The sequence below is a fragment of the Paraglaciecola sp. genome (genome assembly GCF_039964565.1).
Lineage (GTDB): Bacteria > Pseudomonadota > Gammaproteobacteria > Enterobacterales > Alteromonadaceae > Paraglaciecola.
On the sequence record NZ_JBDVXF010000028.1, the window covers coordinates 208595 to 225160 of the forward strand.

Sequence of the window (16566 nt, forward strand, 5' to 3'; positions counted from 1 at the left end):
AAGTTGACGTTAACGTCAACACAAAGTAAATTGTCGCCAACCAGATTTGAGTCGCTAGTTAACTCGAATTATAAACTTGATACCTGAAAGTCTGTAAGTAGAGGTGAAAATGAAAATACTCGTGCCAGTAAAACGTGCCATTGATTACAATGTAAAAGTCAGGGTTAAGGCAGACAATAGTGCCGTTGATTTAACTAACGCCAAAATGTCGATTAATCCTTTTTGTGAAATTGCGGTAGAAGAAGCGGTTCGCTTAAAAGAAAAGGGTGTGGCTACAGAAATTGTAGTGGTATCTGTTGGCAATAAAAGTTGTCAAGAACAGATTCGTACGTCATTGGCATTAGGTGCTGATCGCGGTATCCAAATTGATACGGATTTAACACTTGATTCATTACAAATTGCTAAGTTATTGCAAAAAGTAGTAGAAGAAGAATCGCCTGACCTAGTGATTTTGGGTAAACAATCTATCGACTCAGATAATAACCAAACAGGTCAAATGTTAGCGGCTTTAACTGGCATGCCTCAGGGCACATTTGCTTCAGAAGTCTTAGTTGACGCAGGTAAAGTCAAAGTGACTCGTGAAATTGACGGTGGTTTGCAGACTGTTGAATTAAGTTTGCCGGCCGTGGTAACAACAGATTTAAGATTAAACGAACCTCGTTATGCTTCTTTGCCCAACATTATGAAAGCTAAGCGTAAGCCGCTTGACGTTAAATCGGCTGCTGATTTTGGCGTTGAGTTAACATCAAATGTGAAGGTCTTAAAAGTAGAGCCGCCTGCGCAGCGTAAAGGTGGAATTATAGTGGCAGATGTTGCTGAACTAGTAGACAAATTGAAAAATGAAGCGAAGGTGATCTAATGGCTATTTTAGTATACGCAGAACATGACAACGAACAGCTAAAAACTGAAACTCATAAACTTATGCATGCCGCAGCACAGTTAGGTGACGAAATACACTTATTAGTTGCTGGATCTGGGTGTGGAGCTGTTGCAGAGCAAGCCGCTAAAATAGACGGTGTGGCTAAAGTATTGTTAGCCGACAGTGCTGATTATGCTCAACAAATGGCTGAAAACATCGCTGATTTAGTCACTGAGTTAGGTAAAGATGCCAGCCATGTATTGGCAGCCGCCACTACAACCGGTAAAAACTTTATGCCTAGAGTGGCCGCGTTATTAGATGTCGCGCAGATTTCTGACATTATCAAGGTAGAAAGCGCAGATACTTTTGTCCGCCCGATCTATGCAGGTAATGCCATTGCTACTGTGCAATCTAGCGATAGCATTAAAGTTATTACGGTACGAACTGCAGCATTTGATGCGGCTGGAGAAAGCAATTCAGCACCAGTTGAAGCTTGCGATGTACAAAAAGCATTGGATAAATCTTCCTTTGTTTCTGCTGAATTAACAGAATCCGAAAGACCTGAATTAACTGCAGCTGAAGTTATCATTTCAGGTGGTCGTGGTATGCAAAATGGCGAGAACTTTAAACTTCTTGACGGTATTGCAGACAAACTCGGGGCTGCGATGGGCGCCTCAAGAGCAGCGGTAGACGCAGGTTTTGTTCCTAACGATATGCAAGTAGGACAAACAGGTAAAATTGTAGCACCTAACCTATATATCGCTGTGGGTATTTCTGGTGCGATTCAGCATTTAGCCGGAATGAAAGACTCAAAAGTCATTGTTGCAATCAACAAGGACGAAGAAGCGCCAATATTCCAAGTGGCTGATTACGGTATAGTAGGTGATTTGTTTGAAGTATTGCCTGAGCTAGAAGCCGCTTTATAAGCGACATAAGTGACATAGATAAATACTGGTTAAAGCCATGACTGAAACGTCATGGCTTTTTTGTACGCGGATAATTATCGTAATCGAATGGTTAATAAACCTAGTTGGTTTAAGTCAACTTATTGAGCCGGTTGGCATGGATGGTTAGTGGTGAAGTTAATCTTAAGTTCTTTAGCTTCTTCGATAATATCTATGTCATCTAGAAATAGCATAAAGCCATCTTTTACGTCTGTTTTTAAAAATAAATCTACTTCGAGCTCTTCAAATTTATCGAGGTTTTTAAAGCAATGACTATTGGTACCTATCGAAATCCCGCCAGTTACTTTCACACCCTGCGATTTATAATTTTTTACTCGGTTTATAGCATCAGTCATCAGGTCTGCATCGTCTTTAGAAAGTTTCAATATGGTAATACGCTCCCCATCTTGCATGCCTTTATATAATAAGGGGGAACCGGTCACACTAGTCATATCTAACACCTGGACTGGAAATTTATACTTGTAATCAAACGACGATAATTTTTCATGGTTTTCACTTTTTGTACTTCCATCTATGAACCCCTTCGATTGAGTTGTTAATCCTATTTCGACGGCTCCATTTTGTAATTCTATTAGTTCGTTGGTTCGAATAGCGACGCTTATTTCATTCGGATTGATCCCCAATATTGATAGCTGAGACATTTTATACATAGTTGCTGTGGGCATGCTCATACAACCCACCAACGACAACATAACTGCGGATACTGTTAGGTTAACCACACTACTTTTCATATTAGTTTTCATATACGTCCTTGATCTTTCCATTCGATTAATGGATGTAGAGTAATCAGCAGTGTAAAAGTTCTCTCGACTGCTCTGAATAGCAAACTACCAAGGTTAACCCCCACTTCTGAAGACTGTTTAATTACATGCTGTAATGGGAACTTTCTAAGAAAGCGGAGTTCACAACCTTAAGGATTGTATTTTTAGTTTATGGAATTTAATTGTGCTAAGGAAAATAGGCTTTGTAGCGTTATCTCTTCTAATTCATGGCCTACTCTTTTTTTATTTTTCAATATTTACATCACCTAATCAACGCAACCAATTTGAACATAAACCTATAAAAAGTTACGTGTTCAATAGAAAGTTAAAATCTGCGTCACTTCCTGTACAAACCTCGTCGAGCAGTTTATCCGAGGTAACAAGCGTTCAACGTCCTAGAACAGATGTAACTAAGCAGATAAACACTCAGACTAAAATTTCAAAAAAGAAAGGTTTGGCAACGAATACTAGGTTAACTAATGAGAAGTTGACTCGAGCAGAAAAGGAAATAGTATCCCCGTCAGACAATATAAGAATTGGCGAGTCTAGTTACATTAAAAATTTAAATGAAAAGGAATTTAACAAACTTTCGGGATCTGCCCTAAGAGAATTTAAAAAGCCTAAACCATTGCTCAGTAGAACCGGTCCTTTAAGCACCAATCAAAAATTGAAACAACTGAGTACCTCATTTGCACCTGTTGGTTCAGATATAGTGGTGCTTTCAGAATTTGGGCCAGATGAGACCACCATTTTATTAGGCGATTCTTGTTTTACAATTACTCAAACGGCACTTGATGATAAAATATATAAGGGTGCATCGCGCTGGAGTCGAAGCAATGGGTGTGGGAAATACGATAAGTTCGACGGACAACTTCAGAAATCACTTGATAAGTATCTTAAAAATTAACGATTGTTGAATACATCGATTTATACGGCTAAGTAAGTGATTGAAGTGGGGGGAATGATACAACCACATGTTAAGCACTGTTAGGTCGTCTAATTCTCAGAAATAAAACTTTACCTCTAACTCCATATATATTCGAGTTTTATTACTCTCGGCAGCTCTAGCAAAAAAACGCTGGCACCAAAACGGTTGAGATACATAAAACAAATGAGAAAGGTGATATCGTTTACGGTACCACCTTAAACATTTAATGAGTTAAACCTGTACCACTGAATTATCTGCAAACGCAACCGTTGACGGTATATAGGCATCTGCGTCCCAGTCATTTTCCCACTCTTTATCATCTAATAAATATCGAAATTGATATTCTGAATCTTTAGGCAAATTGATAGTGGTAGTAAAGTCACCATTTTTTAACTTCTTCATCGGTGTCGTTGAAAGATCCCACTCGTTAAAATCGCCTACTAAACGCACAGATTTAGCGGCATGGGCCTGCTCTTTTGACAATTTGAATGTCACTTTGCACTCTGCTTTAGATTTCAAATATTGTTTTTTAAAAGCCATGGTCTTTCTCCTGTAAAACTAATGTGTAAATTAAACTATCGATTTAGGTTGCCACTAACCTAAATGTTCAAAAAATGTGCAGCGTTGTTTCATATTGATGCATTCAACTAATAATCACTAAAAATATCGCAAATTTAACAACCTATTGATATTTAATGTTTTTATTGGTCAATGTTAGTTGTACCAATACGCTTAGGCGAGTTTACTGACTCATTATTACAATCAGCAACCGCAGTATTAATTATAGAGCAAAAAACATGCAACTTTTTGTTAGGCGTTATAACCGTTTGAATTTTTTAGCATATTGACTGGGAGACAAACCGGTATGTTTTTTAAATAGCCTAGTAAAAGAACTGAGGTCGTCATAACCCACCTGAGTAATAATTCGTTCAACGCTATCGTGAGTCGTTTCAAATTGCTTTTTGGCAGCTTCAATTCTTAGTGTTTGCAAATATTCTAGTGGATTATGTTCAGTGGCTTTTTTAAAACGTCGATTAAAGGTTCTTAAAGATAAGTTAACCAAGGCAGGTAGATCACTTACTGCAATTTTCTGATTGTAATTCGCTTCTAACCATTCTTGCACGGTTAATACATCTGGGTCTTGATGATATTTTTTTGCAAGAATATTGGCGTAGGCAACTTGTTCGCCGCGATAAATGTCGATGACATGGGCTTTAGCTGTGGTGGTGGCTACGTCGTGGCCACAATAACGTTCAATTAACATTAACGCTAGATCGAACCACGCCATGCCTCCACCAGAACAGTAGATATTTTGCGCCGAGGTGATCATCTTTTCCGCACATAAATTAACCTCAGGATAGCGAGATTTAAACAGGCTTGCGTATCCCCAATGGGTGGTGGCTTCTTTACCATCCAATAAGCCAGCTTCGGCTAATAAAAATGCACCACTGCAATTACTAGCAATGTCGGAGTGATTTTCGAAATGCTTTTGAATATGTGCCAATAATCCTCGATTGTGGTTGATGACATTAACGATTTCACCTCCAATAGTGGGGATCAATAGAAGGTCGGTGTGAGCAACATCTTCGATAGCCACATGGCTATTAATAAGCAGTTGGTTAATACAACGGACAGGTCGCTTTTTTATTGAAGCAAGTTGCACATCGAAGAAAGGCGAAGGTTGTTGGCCTTGCATACGCTGCCAGGTTACTCCAGCCAGAGCGAATAGGTCTAATGCACCAGTAATGGCACTTGCGTAGGCCTGATCAAAGCCTAAAATGGTTACTTTAAACACAGTGAATAAGTGCAATGATTGGGCATAAATAACCACTCGTGATATCTGTCTTAAATGACCATTAATATGTCATATATGACAATAATAGCGAAGTAATATTTTTGTCAATCTATGGTTATAATTTATTTCATTTACAGTCTTTAACTGTAATTACTGGTGAAGGTTAAGCTATATGAACAACGAACTTGTTAAACGTAAAGAATTATCGTTTCAATTATACGAATTATTGGATACAGAAAGCCTTTTTGGACGCGAAAGATTTACCGAACATAACCGCGAAACCTTCGATGCAGTTATGGACATAGCAAATAAAATAGCGACAGAGAAATTTGCTACTCATAATGCCAAAGCCGATGCGAATGAACCGACTTTTGACGGTAAAAAAGTTCACATGATCCCCGAGGTCAAAGAAGCATTTGATGCCTATGTTGAGTCAGGATTGATAGCTGGGCGCTTTGACTTTGACGAAGGCGGGATGCAATTACCAGAAACGATTATGACCGCCTGTGCCGGTTATTTTATGGCTGCCAACCCTTCAAGTACCGGTTATCCTTTTTTGACCATTGCGGCAGCGAACGTAATTCGCAATTTTGCATCACAGCAGCTTAAAGACGCATTTATGCCAAAAATGTTAACAGGTGAGTTTACCGGTACTATGGCGTTAACTGAGCCTCATGCTGGGTCGTCTTTGGCTGATATTCATACCACTGCGATTAAACATGAAGATGGCAACTATCGACTCAAAGGAAATAAGATTTTTATCTCAGCTGGCGATCACGAATTGTCAGACAACATAGTGCATTTAGTGTTGGCGAAAATCCAAGGAGCACCGGCTGGCGTTAAAGGTATTTCTTTATTTGTGGTGCCCAAGTTTCGCCTCGATGAAGCGGGCAATCCGGCACAGAGAAATGATGTAGCCTTAGCTGGGCTTATTCATAAAATGGGATACAGGGGAACCACTTCTACCGCTTTGAGTTTTGGTGAAAATCAAGATTGTCACGGTTATTTAATTGGCGAAGAACATCAGGGTCTGCGCTACATGTTCTTAATGATGAATGAAGCGCGCTTGGGGGTAGGATTTGGTGCCGCAATGGTCGGTTACAGTGGTTATCAATATTCACTCGAATATGCGAAAGAACGAACCCAAGGTCGCGTAGCGCCGAATAACAAACCCACTGATAAACCCGCCAATATTATCGAACATGGTGACGTGAAACGCATGTTGTTGGCACAAAAATCTTATGTTGAAGGGGCTATGGCGCTGTGTTTTTACGCTGCGCGCTTAGTCGATGATTCTCACACGCTGAGTTCAGAAGATGAAAAAAGGCAAGCCAGTGAGTTATTAGATTTGTTAACTCCTATTGTTAAAGCTTGGCCGTCTGAATTTGGGCCTAAAGCCAATGATTTAGCAATACAAGTGTTAGGTGGTTCGGGTTATACCCGCGAATATCCAGTTGAACAATGCTGGCGCGATAATAGACTGAACCCGATTCACGAAGGCACCAACGGTATTCAAGCGTTGGATTTATTAACCCGTAAACTTTGGCAAGCCAATGGTTCAGGTTTAAAACTGCTGCAACAACGAATGGAAGCCGATTTTGCGCAAGTAAAAGGTAAACACAGTCAGCAATTGGTCGCTGAATTGCTGCCTTATATTCAACAAATGCAAACGTTATTACCTATGCTTGGACAACATCTAAGGTCTGATAAATTACCTACTTTGTTAGCCAACGCTACTTGTTTCATGAATATATTTGGTCAAGTAGTAATGAGCTGGATGTGGATCCGCCAAGCCAATGTGGCTGAAAAAGCGCTGCAAGATGCGACCTTAACTGAAGATGATAAGGCGTTCTATCTTGGTAAAGTGCAGGCTGCCAAATATTTTGTACGTTGGGAGCTACCATTGGTTCAGCGAGATATCGCACTACTTAATGAGATGGACGACAGCTGCAGTGAAATGCAAGCACAATGGTTCTAGTTAAGTTGCCCTTTATCTTGTTAGAAATTAATTAAATACGGAAGAGATATGAAAAATAAACAGTTTTTATTAGCATCACGGCCTGTTGGAACACCGACTCCCCAAAACTGGGATTTTGTTGAAACTGAAGTGGCTGAGTTAGCTGACGATCAAGTTTTAGTACAAGTAGAGTATATTTCACTGGATCCGGCAATGCGTGGCTGGATGAACGATGGTAAGTCCTATATAGAGCCGGTACAAATTGGTGCGGTAATGCGAGCCAGTACAGTTGGTAAGATACTTAAGTCAACGAGTAAGGAATTTTCGGAAGGCGATTACGTCTACGGTCATTGTGGTGTACAAAAGTATGCAGTCGTAGGTACTGAAGGGCTTCACAAAATTGATCCTAGTTTAGCACCATTAGAGCGATATTTAGGTGTCTTAGGGATGCCTGGAATGACAGCATACTTTGGTCTACTCGATACCGGTTTACCTAAAGCAGGAGAAACTGTAGTGGTGTCTGGTGCAGCAGGAGCGGTTGGATCTATAGTGGGGCAAATCGCTAAGATAAAAGGCTGTAAGGTTGTCGGAATTGCTGGAGGCGCGGATAAATGTGCGTATTTAGTTGACGAGTTGGGCTTCGATGCTGCCATTGATTATAAAAATGAAGATGTCAAAAAATCCCTTAAAACTGCGTGCCCAAAAGGTGTAGATGTTTATTTCGATAACGTTGGCGGCGATATTCTCGACGATGTGTTAACGCAAATACGCATGAAGGCGCGCATAGTGATTTGTGGCGCTATCAGTCAATACAACAATACAACACCAGTTAAAGGTCCCTCTAATTATCTGGCCTTATTGGTGAACAGGGCCAGAATGGAAGGCATTGTGGTGTTTGATAATGTGGCTAACTATTCGAAAGCTGCCTCCGAAATGGCTGGCTGGATCGCTGCAGGGAAACTCGTTGCTAAAGAGCATGTTGTCAAAGGTATTGAACATTTCCCTGAAACCTTATTGATGTTATTTAATGGCGAAAACATGGGCAAATTAGTGCTTAAAGTAGACGCTGATTAATATTTAAAAGTTTGAGACGAATTCAAAGAGAGAGATGTATGAAAAAAGATATTTTTGATTTAACCGGTAGAGTGGCATTAGTAACAGGAGCAAGCCGTGGTATTGGTGAGTCTATTGCGCGATTGTTAGCTGCTTATGGCGCCAGAGTGATAGTATCTAGCCGTAAGATTGACGGTTGCGAAGCCGTTGCTCAAAGTATTCGTGATGACGGTGGTGATGCTGTTGCTATCGCTTGTCATGTAGGTGAAATGGCGCAAATCGATAATGTTTTCGAACAAATTTCCAAGCAATATGGTCGCCTAGACATATTAGTCAATAATGCGGCCGCCAATCCTTATTTTGGTCATATATTAGATACTGATTTAGCAGCTTACGATAAGACTGTTGATGTAAATATTCGCGGTTACTTTTTCATGTCTACAGCAGCCGGTAAAATGATGAAAGAGCAGGGCGGTGGAGTTATCTTAAATACTGCATCTGTTAATGGTATATCGCCCGGTATGGGACAAGGGATTTATTCCATTACTAAGGCTGCGGTTATCAGCATGACTAAAGCTTTTGCCAAAGAATGTGGCGGCTTAAACATAAGAGTGAATGCCTTATTACCGGGGTTGACCGAAACTAAATTTGCTTCTGCATTAACCGGCAATGATAAAATACTAAAAACCGCACTAATGCAAATCCCATTAGGCAGAACCGCGCAGCCAGATGAAATGGCAGGAACGGTTTTGTACCTTGTTTCAGATGCTTCTAGTTATACGACTGGCACAACTGTAGTGGTCGATGGCGGGTATCTAAGCTAACGGGCATTTAGAATTTGAAATAAAAACGGCAACTATTTAGTTGCCGTTTTTATTTGTGACTATTGTAATGCAAGCAAGGGATTGAATGTGCTGTCGAAACAGCGAATATGATGTTGAAGTTACGGTTGTTCTCATCGTATGACAATTAACCCGTTGTTGTTCATAATAGCGAAAATGTAAATTTTATATTACTCAACTATTCATTACATTCATGATTTATTGAGTTTTTATTTTTGCCAAATGTCCCATGAGTACGGTCTAATACTCCAGAGATTTCCATTTAAACATTGTGTAAGGCTTAGTGTGTGTCAAAACTGAATAGAAAAAAACTAATATTCGCCGGTGTTGTTTGTCTCCTAGCGGCATGTTCTGCAACCCAAACCCCGTCTATACAAACCGCAGAAATAGAACCGGTAAAAGCACAAATAATTAAAGCTGCGACGGTTGCAGCAAAGCACCAATCAAAGTTATTAACGTTACAACAAATTATGGCTGACCCTGATTGGATAGGACGTCAACCTACCTCTGCATATTGGTCTGATAACAACCAAAGTGTTTTTTATCAACAAAAACAACAAGCTTCGCTTCAGAACATTCTTTGGCAAAAACACTTAGATGAACCAGGAAATGGCACCAAAGTTGAACTGTCGCAATTACATTTACATGCCTATAAAAATAGGGTGTTGAATCCAAAAAAAGATACTGCTGCTTGGGTATTTGAAGGTAATATTTTTATTAAGAACCTCAGTCGTAATGAGCTAAAACAACTGACGAAAGACAATCGACAGCCTTATAATTTAAAATTTTTAACCGATGGGCGTTTAAGTTTCCAAAGTGGTAACGCAATTTATGCGATTCACCCTGAACTTGGCTTGTATGAACAGTTGGTAAGCTGGCAATTTACTGATGAACCAACAGCATTAGAACTGCCCGAAGACTACATTGCTCAGCAACAGCAACAGTTAATTGAAGTGGTGGCCTTAAAACGTCAACAAAAAAAATCACGCTTCGAAAATGCGCAAAAGCTGGCGCGACAAAATACCACGGTTGCCCCGAGTGAGTTTTATTTCCCTCACGGCCACGAATTGGTATCAGTGAGTCTATCTCCGAATGGGAAATGGTTGGTATTAGCGGAGCGCGCCGCTTCAAGTGTGCGTCAAGCCGATGACATCATGCCGAATTACATTAACGAAAACGGCAGGATCGCGACAGTTGATGTACGCCCTAGAGTCGCCGATACAAAGCCTATTAATCAGAATCTTTGGTTAGTGAATTTAGAAAGTCGTGATAAACGTAAACTAAGCTATAACAGCTTGCCGGGTTATAATGAAGACGTATTGGAGGCAGTGAAGCGAGAAAACGCTGAGGCGAAAGGGGAGACTTATGAAGCTAATCGTTTGCCAAGGGAGTTAAAACTTCTAAATGGTGCAAATGGCGCTATCCAATGGCATAGCAGTGGTGAAAACGTTGCAATCATGCTTGAAGCTTGGGATAACAAAGATAGGTGGCTTAATACCGTTAGTTTAAGTGAGGCTACATTAGTCAACCAACATCGTTTGCATGATGACGCCTGGATCAATTATAGATTTAATAGTTTTGGGTGGTTAAACACTAGTACCGATCTGTATTACTTGTCTGAAGAAAGTGGATATTCTCATCTTTATGTTAAGCCATTAGATGCTTCGGCGAAACAAGTGACTTTTGGGAGTTTTGAGGTCGATTCGTTAACGTTAACCTCAGACGACCAATATATGTATTTTAAGGGAAACAAAAAACACCCAGGCATTTACGAAATATACCGTGTCAATTTAGATAACGTCAGTTTGGAATCAGTAACCAATCTAAACGGTATGACAGATTATCAATTGAGCCCAGATGAACAGTCATTATTGTTAACTCATTCTAGTTTGGTCCGCCCTCCAGAATTATATTTGCAATCAGTCTCTGCGCCGTCAGTACAGCAACTGACACACACAACAAGTCAGGAATTTTTAGATATCGATTGGTTAGCGCCTGATATTGTGCCAATTAAATCGTCACACACAAACCAACCTATATATTCACGGGTGTATGCTCCCAAAAATAAACAGCCCGGTAAGAAATATAAAGCAGTAGTGTTTAATCATGGGGCGGGGTACTTACAAAACTCACATTTAGGTTGGTCGGGATATTTTAGAGAGTTTATGTTCCATAACCTGTTGGCTCAGCAAGGCTATGTTGTGCTTGATATGGATTATCGAGCTTCTGCTGGTTATGGCAGAGATTGGCGCACAGCTATTTACCGGCAAATGGGTACACCAGAAATTCAAGATCTACAAGATGGTGTTAACTGGTTAGTGAACAACCTAGATGTAGATGCTCAAAGAGTGGGAACCTACGGTGGTTCTTATGGGGGCTTCATGACTTTTATGGCACTGTTTAAAGAGCCGGAACTATTCCAAGCGGGGGCGGCATTGCGACCTGTTAGTGATTGGGCACACTATAACTTCGGCTACACTTCCAACATACTCAACACCCCTGATGTCGATCCCATAGCTTATGAAAGGAGTTCACCTATCTATTTTGCTGAAGGATTACAAAAGCCGTTGCTTATTAATGCTCCAATGATAGACAGTAACGTGTTTTTTGTGGATGTAGTGAGATTAGTTCAGCGTTTAATTGAATTAGAAAAACAGAATTTTGAGACGGCAATCTATCCGGTTGAATCACACGGTTTTGTGCAACCTAGTTCATGGTTAGACGAGTACAGAAGAATATACAAATTGTTTGAAACTAACTTGTAAATACAAGCTACGCCCTATGGATCTTTGATTATCCCATAGGGCGCACTTGATTCAATCTTTGTTGCTATAGGCAGCGAACACTTCCTCAGCAGTCATAGTTTGGGTTCGATTCGAACATTCCTAATAATCTGTTTTAACTTATAAAATTAATGCGTACCGCATTGTTGACAAAATCCTAGTTGAGCCCATTCTGACGAGCCATAAGTGGTGATATAGTTCTGTCCTTGTAAAATGACGTTTGGCCACAATCAACAGATAACAAAGGGCTACCGGACTACTTGCTGCACATCGAACAATGACAAGCATTCATATGAAGTACAACATTAGTTGCAGTGATTTTGACCTTTTTACATAAACACTGGCCAATCAACTCATTTGAGCTTTTCATGCTGTTTGCTTTGAAAGTTTCGTAATAAATAGTACACAATTATTAGGCTACCGGAGATGGCGCCGAACAAATGAGCGTCTATCGCTACATTCGCTGAAATCAACTTTGCAACGTCTTGACTGGCTCCGTAGATCTGTTCATGCATGACTTTAAGCCATACCCCAGCTAATAATATCCAGCCACTTCGTAGTTTGTTGCGGATGTCAAAATATGCACCCAATATAAACATGCCATGGAGCACACCAGAAAGCCCCACATACCACTGCATTTGTGGCGAAAATAAATATAGTCCAGCTGAAGTCCCTAGGCACAACGATACAAATATTAAAAGATACCTAAGAGTTGCATAGTACTGACCATGCAAGGCCCACAATAAAGACAACCCAATAAGGTTTAACAACAAATGTACGTTGTTGGTGTGCAGAAAGTGACCACTTAAAAGCCGCCACCACTGAAAATTATCAAGTTGCTGCCGATCATAAGCTAACCAATCGCTGCTCGTGGGCTCCATCATGAATAGAATAATACTAATGAAGGCAATTAACAGTGGTGCGTATCTAAATTTTGGCTGAATAGGTAGGTTCAAAGTGGGGTTTTTATGAGTTGTTGATAACCTATATTAACTAATTTCCACTCAATAAGTTAGTGCCAGTTATTGGCGTTTTGTGCTTATTAGACAAAAGTATGACTTACTAATCGCGATATCTATTTGCAAAACTATCCTCGCCTCGTTAGTGTTCTTGCCTATTGATTTTTGATTGGAACCGTTGTGCTTGCAATAAAACAACTCTTTGTACTTTGTTTAACCCTTTCCTTAAGTTTATCTGTTGAAGGTAAACAAAAACGTGAAGATAGAGAGCCTGAGGCGGCAACGGGACTGCAACAAAAAAGCGCATTTGAATCCGAAGAGTTTATGGTGGTAGCTGCCAATCCCTATGCATCTTGGGCAGGAAAAAACGTTTTAGTTAAAGGTGGAAGTGCAATTGATGCAGCCATAGCGATTCAGGCCATGTTAACGCTAGTTGAGCCTCAGTCATCAGGCATTGGTGGCGGCGCGTTTTTATTGTACTGGGATAATAAAACCAAGAAATTACACAGTTTTGATGGTCGGGAAACTGCACCATCAGCAGCAAGAATGGATTTATTTCTTAAAAATGGCAAACCAGTTAAATGGATAGACGCCGTGGTTGGCGGACAATCAGTAGGCGTGCCTGGGGTATTGAAAGCGCTAGATATGGCACACAAAGAATTTGGAAAACTGGCTTGGTCTGAATTATTTAACGATAGTATCTCATTATCAGAAAATGGTTTTACTGTCTCGCATCGTCTTGCATCATTGTTAGCCCGTGAAATACATCCGGGTTTAAATCAGTTTAGGACCTCGTCGGTGTATTTTTACCCTAGTGGAAAAGCGCTAACAAAAGGTACCATCAAAAAGAATCCGGCTTTAGCCAAAACCTTAACAACGATAGCGCAACAGGGTGCCGATAGTTTCTACAAGGGTAGTATAGCGAGCAACATCGCCAAGGCTGCACAATTCTCGATTATCAATCCTGGTAAGTTGACAGCCCAAGATATTAGCGAATATCAAGCCATCAAACGATCTCCTGTATGTGGCAGTTATCGCAGTTATAAAGTCTGTGGTATGGCACCACCGAGCTCGGGTGGGATAAGTGTATTGCAGATTTTACGTACACTTGAACCCTATAATCTTGGGCAATATTCGGTAGGCTCCGTGCCGGCAGTGCACCTATTTACTCAAGCATCTAGGTTAACGTATGCCGATAGAGAAATGTACATTGCCGACAGTGATTTTAGCCAACTCCCGTTTGGTGCGTTATTAAGTAAACGCTATCTAGCAGACCGCGCTCGAAACATAAATCTTGTTTCGGATATGGGTAGGGTAAGTGCGGGTAAACCGTTTCCTGTTATGAATTTTTCTAAAGGTCAAACCTTCGAACAGCCCAATACGAGTCATTTTAGTATTATTGATAAAGAGGGTAATGCTGTGTCAATGACGACCAGTATAGAGTTTGCTTTCGGATCGGGCGTGATGGTTGACGGTTTTTTGTTGAATAATCAATTGACGGATTTTTCTTTTAAGCCCTACAGAGGTAAAGAGCTTGTATTAAATAGAGTTGAGCCAGGAAAACGCCCCCGTAGTGCAATGAGCCCTACTATGGTTTTTGATGCCGAAGGGCAGCTTAGACTCGTATTAGGTTCACCTGGAGGGAGTCGTATTGTGAGCTATGTGGCGCAAACTATTATGGGAGTATTGGATTGGGGACTCGATATTCAACAAGCCATTAATTTACCTAAAGTAACCAATAGAAACGATTATACCGCACTTGAAAAAGGCACAGAAATAGAAGCGATAAAGCCCGCTTTAGAAAAAATGGGGCACAAGGTTAGAGTCTTAGATCTAAATAGCGGGATCCACGGCATTCAGTTAAGGGATGAAGTGTTAATAGGTGGTGCAGACCCTAGAAGAGAAGGTGTGGCTGTTGGGTTTTAGTGGTTAGCCGTAAAAATAAGTTGGTGTAGTGCGCTTTAGTTTAAACTCACTACATCAACCTTCCAGTCTTTTCCTATTTTGACTAATTGCACAAGACGCATATCTTTTAAAACCTCGCCATCTAATTCACCTTCAAAAAATAATGATATTTCGGCATCTTTTGCGAACTCATTTCTACCCGCACTGCGAGACCTAGGCTGAATTGTGACGCTATCAAATCGCATATTCAATATATGTTTTTGGACACCTTTGTTAGTATGGTAGGAACGTAAGAGTCGCTCCATTTTTGGGGTGCTTAAACTAATCGCCCCTTCGATTCCTTTGCTGTGATATATGTGATCGAAAAATTCAATGGCAGCAAATTCAGGGTTGCCTTTATCTAACATTCCAAATTTACCGCCGCCTTGTTTAGGAGGTGTTTTATCACATGCACTAAAAAGCATTGCAAATACTAGTAAAAAGCAGAAATTCCGTAGCATGTTAGGTCCCGTATTTTTCATTGAAATATCGTAATAATTATAATCTTATCCTGTTTATTGCCTCATCTAAAGAAAAGGGAGGCATAAGCCTCCCATTTTTATCTAATTACTAGATCTTCAACCAATAAAACTAATCGTTATTGGATATTTTCTGAATCAGAAAATTCACCAGCAAACAAAGGGCTGCTTAAATAACGTTCTGACGCGCTGGCTAAAATAACTACAATGTTCTTGTTTGCGTTTTCTGGTTTCTCAGCCCAACGTTTCGCCGCCACCACAGCCGCTCCAGAAGAAATACCCGCTAAAATACCTTCTTCTTTCATCAGGCGGTGTGTCATCGCCATACATTCTTCGTTGCTCACTTGCTCAACAGCATCAACTATATCCAAATCTAGATTTCCGGGGATAAAGCCGGCACCTATACCTTGTATTTTGTGAGGTCCAGGAGTCAGTTCAGTTCCCGCTTTGGCTTGAGTAATTACAGGAGAATCGGTTGGCTCTACAGCTACTGTGGTAATCGCTTTACCCTGTGTATTTTTAATGTAACGACTCGTTCCTGTAATCGTGCCACCTGTGCCTACACCGGCAACAAAAATGTCGATTTTTCCGTCTGTATCATTCCAAATTTCAGGGCCTGTGGTTTTTTCATGAATTTCTGGGTTGGCAGGGTTTTCGAATTGATGCATTGGAATATACTTCGACGGATCCGATGCTACGATTTCATTGGCCGCAGCGATAGCTCCTTTCATACCTTTGGGTGCCTCAGTTAAGACTAAGTTAGCCCCCATAGCTTTGAGTAACTTACGACGCTCTAGACTCATAGAACTAGGCATGGTTAGCGTGATTTTATAGCCTCTAGAGGCCGCCACAAATGCTAGTGCAATTCCGGTATTGCCACTCGTCGCCTCAACAATTTCATTACCTGGTTTAAGCAGTCCTTTCTTTTCAGCGTCCCAAATCATATTGGCGCCTATACGGCATTTAACACTAAAACTTGGATTTCTTGACTCAATTTTTGCGTAAACGTTACCGCCTGTAACGCGGTTGAGTTTGACTAACGGTGTTTTGCCAATGGCGAGTGAATTATCGTCGTATACTTGCATAGTGATTTCCTTGCTTATTATTTCTATTTTTACAGTGTAACCCTGATTAGTTCACCGTCAATTAGTAATTCTGTGGGGTGTTGTTCTTATATATAGCTAAAACAACAACTGGCCCTATAAATATTATTGATACATAAAGCCCCTAAAACTGTTTTA

General features: G+C 40.5%; 14 protein-coding genes. 8 read left to right on the plus strand and 6 right to left on the minus strand.

The window, feature by feature from the left end:
* Positions 1-109 precede the first annotated feature (109 nt).
* A complete protein-coding gene (locus tag ABJK37_RS11745; RefSeq protein ID WP_348353676.1) occupies positions 110-859 on the plus strand; it encodes an electron transfer flavoprotein subunit beta/FixA family protein in 750 nt (249 codons plus the stop codon).
* Entirely contained in the window at positions 859-1785 is a 927-nt protein-coding gene (locus ABJK37_RS11750; RefSeq protein ID WP_348353678.1) for an FAD-binding protein, read from the plus strand. Before ABJK37_RS11745 ends, ABJK37_RS11750 begins: the two co-directional genes overlap by 1 nt.
* A 119-nt stretch (positions 1786-1904) precedes the next feature.
* Here ABJK37_RS11750 and ABJK37_RS11755 read toward each other — a convergent pair whose 3' ends face one another.
* Positions 1905-2567 carry a hypothetical protein gene (locus ABJK37_RS11755; protein ID WP_348353681.1) on the minus strand — a complete coding sequence of 221 codons (663 nt, stop codon included), beginning with the start codon at positions 2565-2567 and terminating at the stop codon, positions 1905-1907.
* A 472-nt stretch (positions 2568-3039) separates the two neighbouring features.
* Between ABJK37_RS11755 and ABJK37_RS11760 the strand changes: the two genes are divergently transcribed.
* Entirely contained in the window at positions 3040-3492 is a 453-nt protein-coding gene (locus tag ABJK37_RS11760) for a hypothetical protein (protein ID WP_348353684.1), read from the plus strand.
* Between the two features lie 252 nt (positions 3493-3744).
* On the opposite strand, the gene ABJK37_RS11765 is transcribed toward ABJK37_RS11760, so the two are convergent.
* Positions 3745-4053, minus strand: a complete 309-nt coding sequence (locus tag ABJK37_RS11765; RefSeq protein WP_215928341.1) for an isoamylase early set domain-containing protein — start codon at positions 4051-4053, stop codon at positions 3745-3747.
* 277 nt (positions 4054-4330) lie between these two features.
* Complete coding sequence (locus tag ABJK37_RS11770; protein ID WP_348354430.1) at positions 4331-5308, minus strand: helix-turn-helix domain-containing protein; 978 nt, start codon at positions 5306-5308, stop codon at positions 4331-4333.
* 172 nt (positions 5309-5480) lie between these two features.
* Between ABJK37_RS11770 and ABJK37_RS11775 the strand changes: the two genes are divergently transcribed.
* The 4 genes from ABJK37_RS11775 to ABJK37_RS11790 all read left to right on the plus strand — a co-directional run bounded on the left by ABJK37_RS11775 (position 5481) and on the right by ABJK37_RS11790 (position 11925).
* The gene (locus ABJK37_RS11775; RefSeq protein WP_348353688.1) at positions 5481-7286 is read left to right on the plus strand and encodes an acyl-CoA dehydrogenase; all 1806 of its coding nucleotides are present in this window, start codon (positions 5481-5483) and stop codon (positions 7284-7286) included.
* A 48-nt stretch (positions 7287-7334) separates the two neighbouring features.
* Entirely contained in the window at positions 7335-8339 is a 1005-nt protein-coding gene (locus tag ABJK37_RS11780; protein ID WP_348353691.1) for an NADP-dependent oxidoreductase, read from the plus strand.
* Between the two features lie 38 nt (positions 8340-8377).
* On the plus strand, positions 8378-9142 hold the full coding sequence (locus tag ABJK37_RS11785) for an SDR family oxidoreductase (RefSeq protein WP_348353694.1): 765 nt from the start codon (positions 8378-8380) through the stop codon (positions 9140-9142).
* A gap of 305 nt (positions 9143-9447) precedes the next feature.
* On the plus strand, positions 9448-11925 hold the full coding sequence (locus tag ABJK37_RS11790) for a prolyl oligopeptidase family serine peptidase (RefSeq protein ID WP_348353696.1): 2478 nt from the start codon (positions 9448-9450) through the stop codon (positions 11923-11925).
* Positions 11926-12296: 371 nt separating this feature from the next.
* Here the strand turns inward: ABJK37_RS11790 and rrtA are convergent, their stop codons facing one another.
* Positions 12297-12827: a rhombosortase gene (gene rrtA / locus ABJK37_RS11795; protein WP_348353699.1), complete on the minus strand. Its 531-nt coding sequence runs from the start codon at positions 12825-12827 to the stop codon at positions 12297-12299.
* A 264-nt stretch (positions 12828-13091) separates the two neighbouring features.
* On the opposite strand from rrtA, the gene ggt reads away from it, so the two are divergent.
* Positions 13092-14828, plus strand: coding sequence for a gamma-glutamyltransferase (gene ggt / locus ABJK37_RS11800; RefSeq protein WP_348354433.1), 1737 nt, complete (start codon positions 13092-13094; stop codon positions 14826-14828).
* 35 nt (positions 14829-14863) lie between these two features.
* Here ggt and ABJK37_RS11805 read toward each other — a convergent pair whose 3' ends face one another.
* Positions 14864-15271 carry a hypothetical protein gene (locus ABJK37_RS11805; RefSeq protein WP_348353701.1) on the minus strand — a complete coding sequence of 136 codons (408 nt, stop codon included), beginning with the start codon at positions 15269-15271 and terminating at the stop codon, positions 14864-14866.
* Positions 15272-15444: 173 nt separating this feature from the next.
* On the minus strand, positions 15445-16410 hold the full coding sequence (cysK, locus tag ABJK37_RS11810) for a cysteine synthase A (RefSeq protein ID WP_348353704.1): 966 nt from the start codon (positions 16408-16410) through the stop codon (positions 15445-15447).
* Positions 16411-16566 lie beyond the last annotated feature (156 nt).

What these genes read in the sequence shown, in the direction of transcription:
- ABJK37_RS11745 (WP_348353676.1), top strand. Translation starts at nt 110, where the DNA reads ATGAAAATACTCGTGCCAGTAAAACGTGCCATTGATTACAATGTAAAA.
- ABJK37_RS11750 (WP_348353678.1), top strand. Translation starts at nt 859, where the DNA reads ATGGCTATTTTAGTATACGCAGAACATGACAACGAACAGCTAAAAACT.
- ABJK37_RS11755 (WP_348353681.1), bottom strand. Translation starts at nt 2,567, where the DNA reads ATGAAAACTAATATGAAAAGTAGTGTGGTTAACCTAACAGTATCCGCA.
- ABJK37_RS11765 (WP_215928341.1), bottom strand. Translation starts at nt 4,053, where the DNA reads ATGGCTTTTAAAAAACAATATTTGAAATCTAAAGCAGAGTGCAAAGTG.
- ABJK37_RS11775 (WP_348353688.1), top strand. Translation starts at nt 5,481, where the DNA reads ATGAACAACGAACTTGTTAAACGTAAAGAATTATCGTTTCAATTATAC.
- ABJK37_RS11780 (WP_348353691.1), top strand. Translation starts at nt 7,335, where the DNA reads ATGAAAAATAAACAGTTTTTATTAGCATCACGGCCTGTTGGAACACCG.
- ABJK37_RS11785 (WP_348353694.1), top strand. Translation starts at nt 8,378, where the DNA reads ATGAAAAAAGATATTTTTGATTTAACCGGTAGAGTGGCATTAGTAACA.
- rrtA (WP_348353699.1), bottom strand. Translation starts at nt 12,827, where the DNA reads ATGATGGAGCCCACGAGCAGCGATTGGTTAGCTTATGATCGGCAGCAA.
- ABJK37_RS11805 (WP_348353701.1), bottom strand. Translation starts at nt 15,271, where the DNA reads ATGCTTTTTAGTGCATGTGATAAAACACCTCCTAAACAAGGCGGCGGT.
- cysK (WP_348353704.1), bottom strand. Translation starts at nt 16,410, where the DNA reads ATGCAAGTATACGACGATAATTCACTCGCCATTGGCAAAACACCGTTA.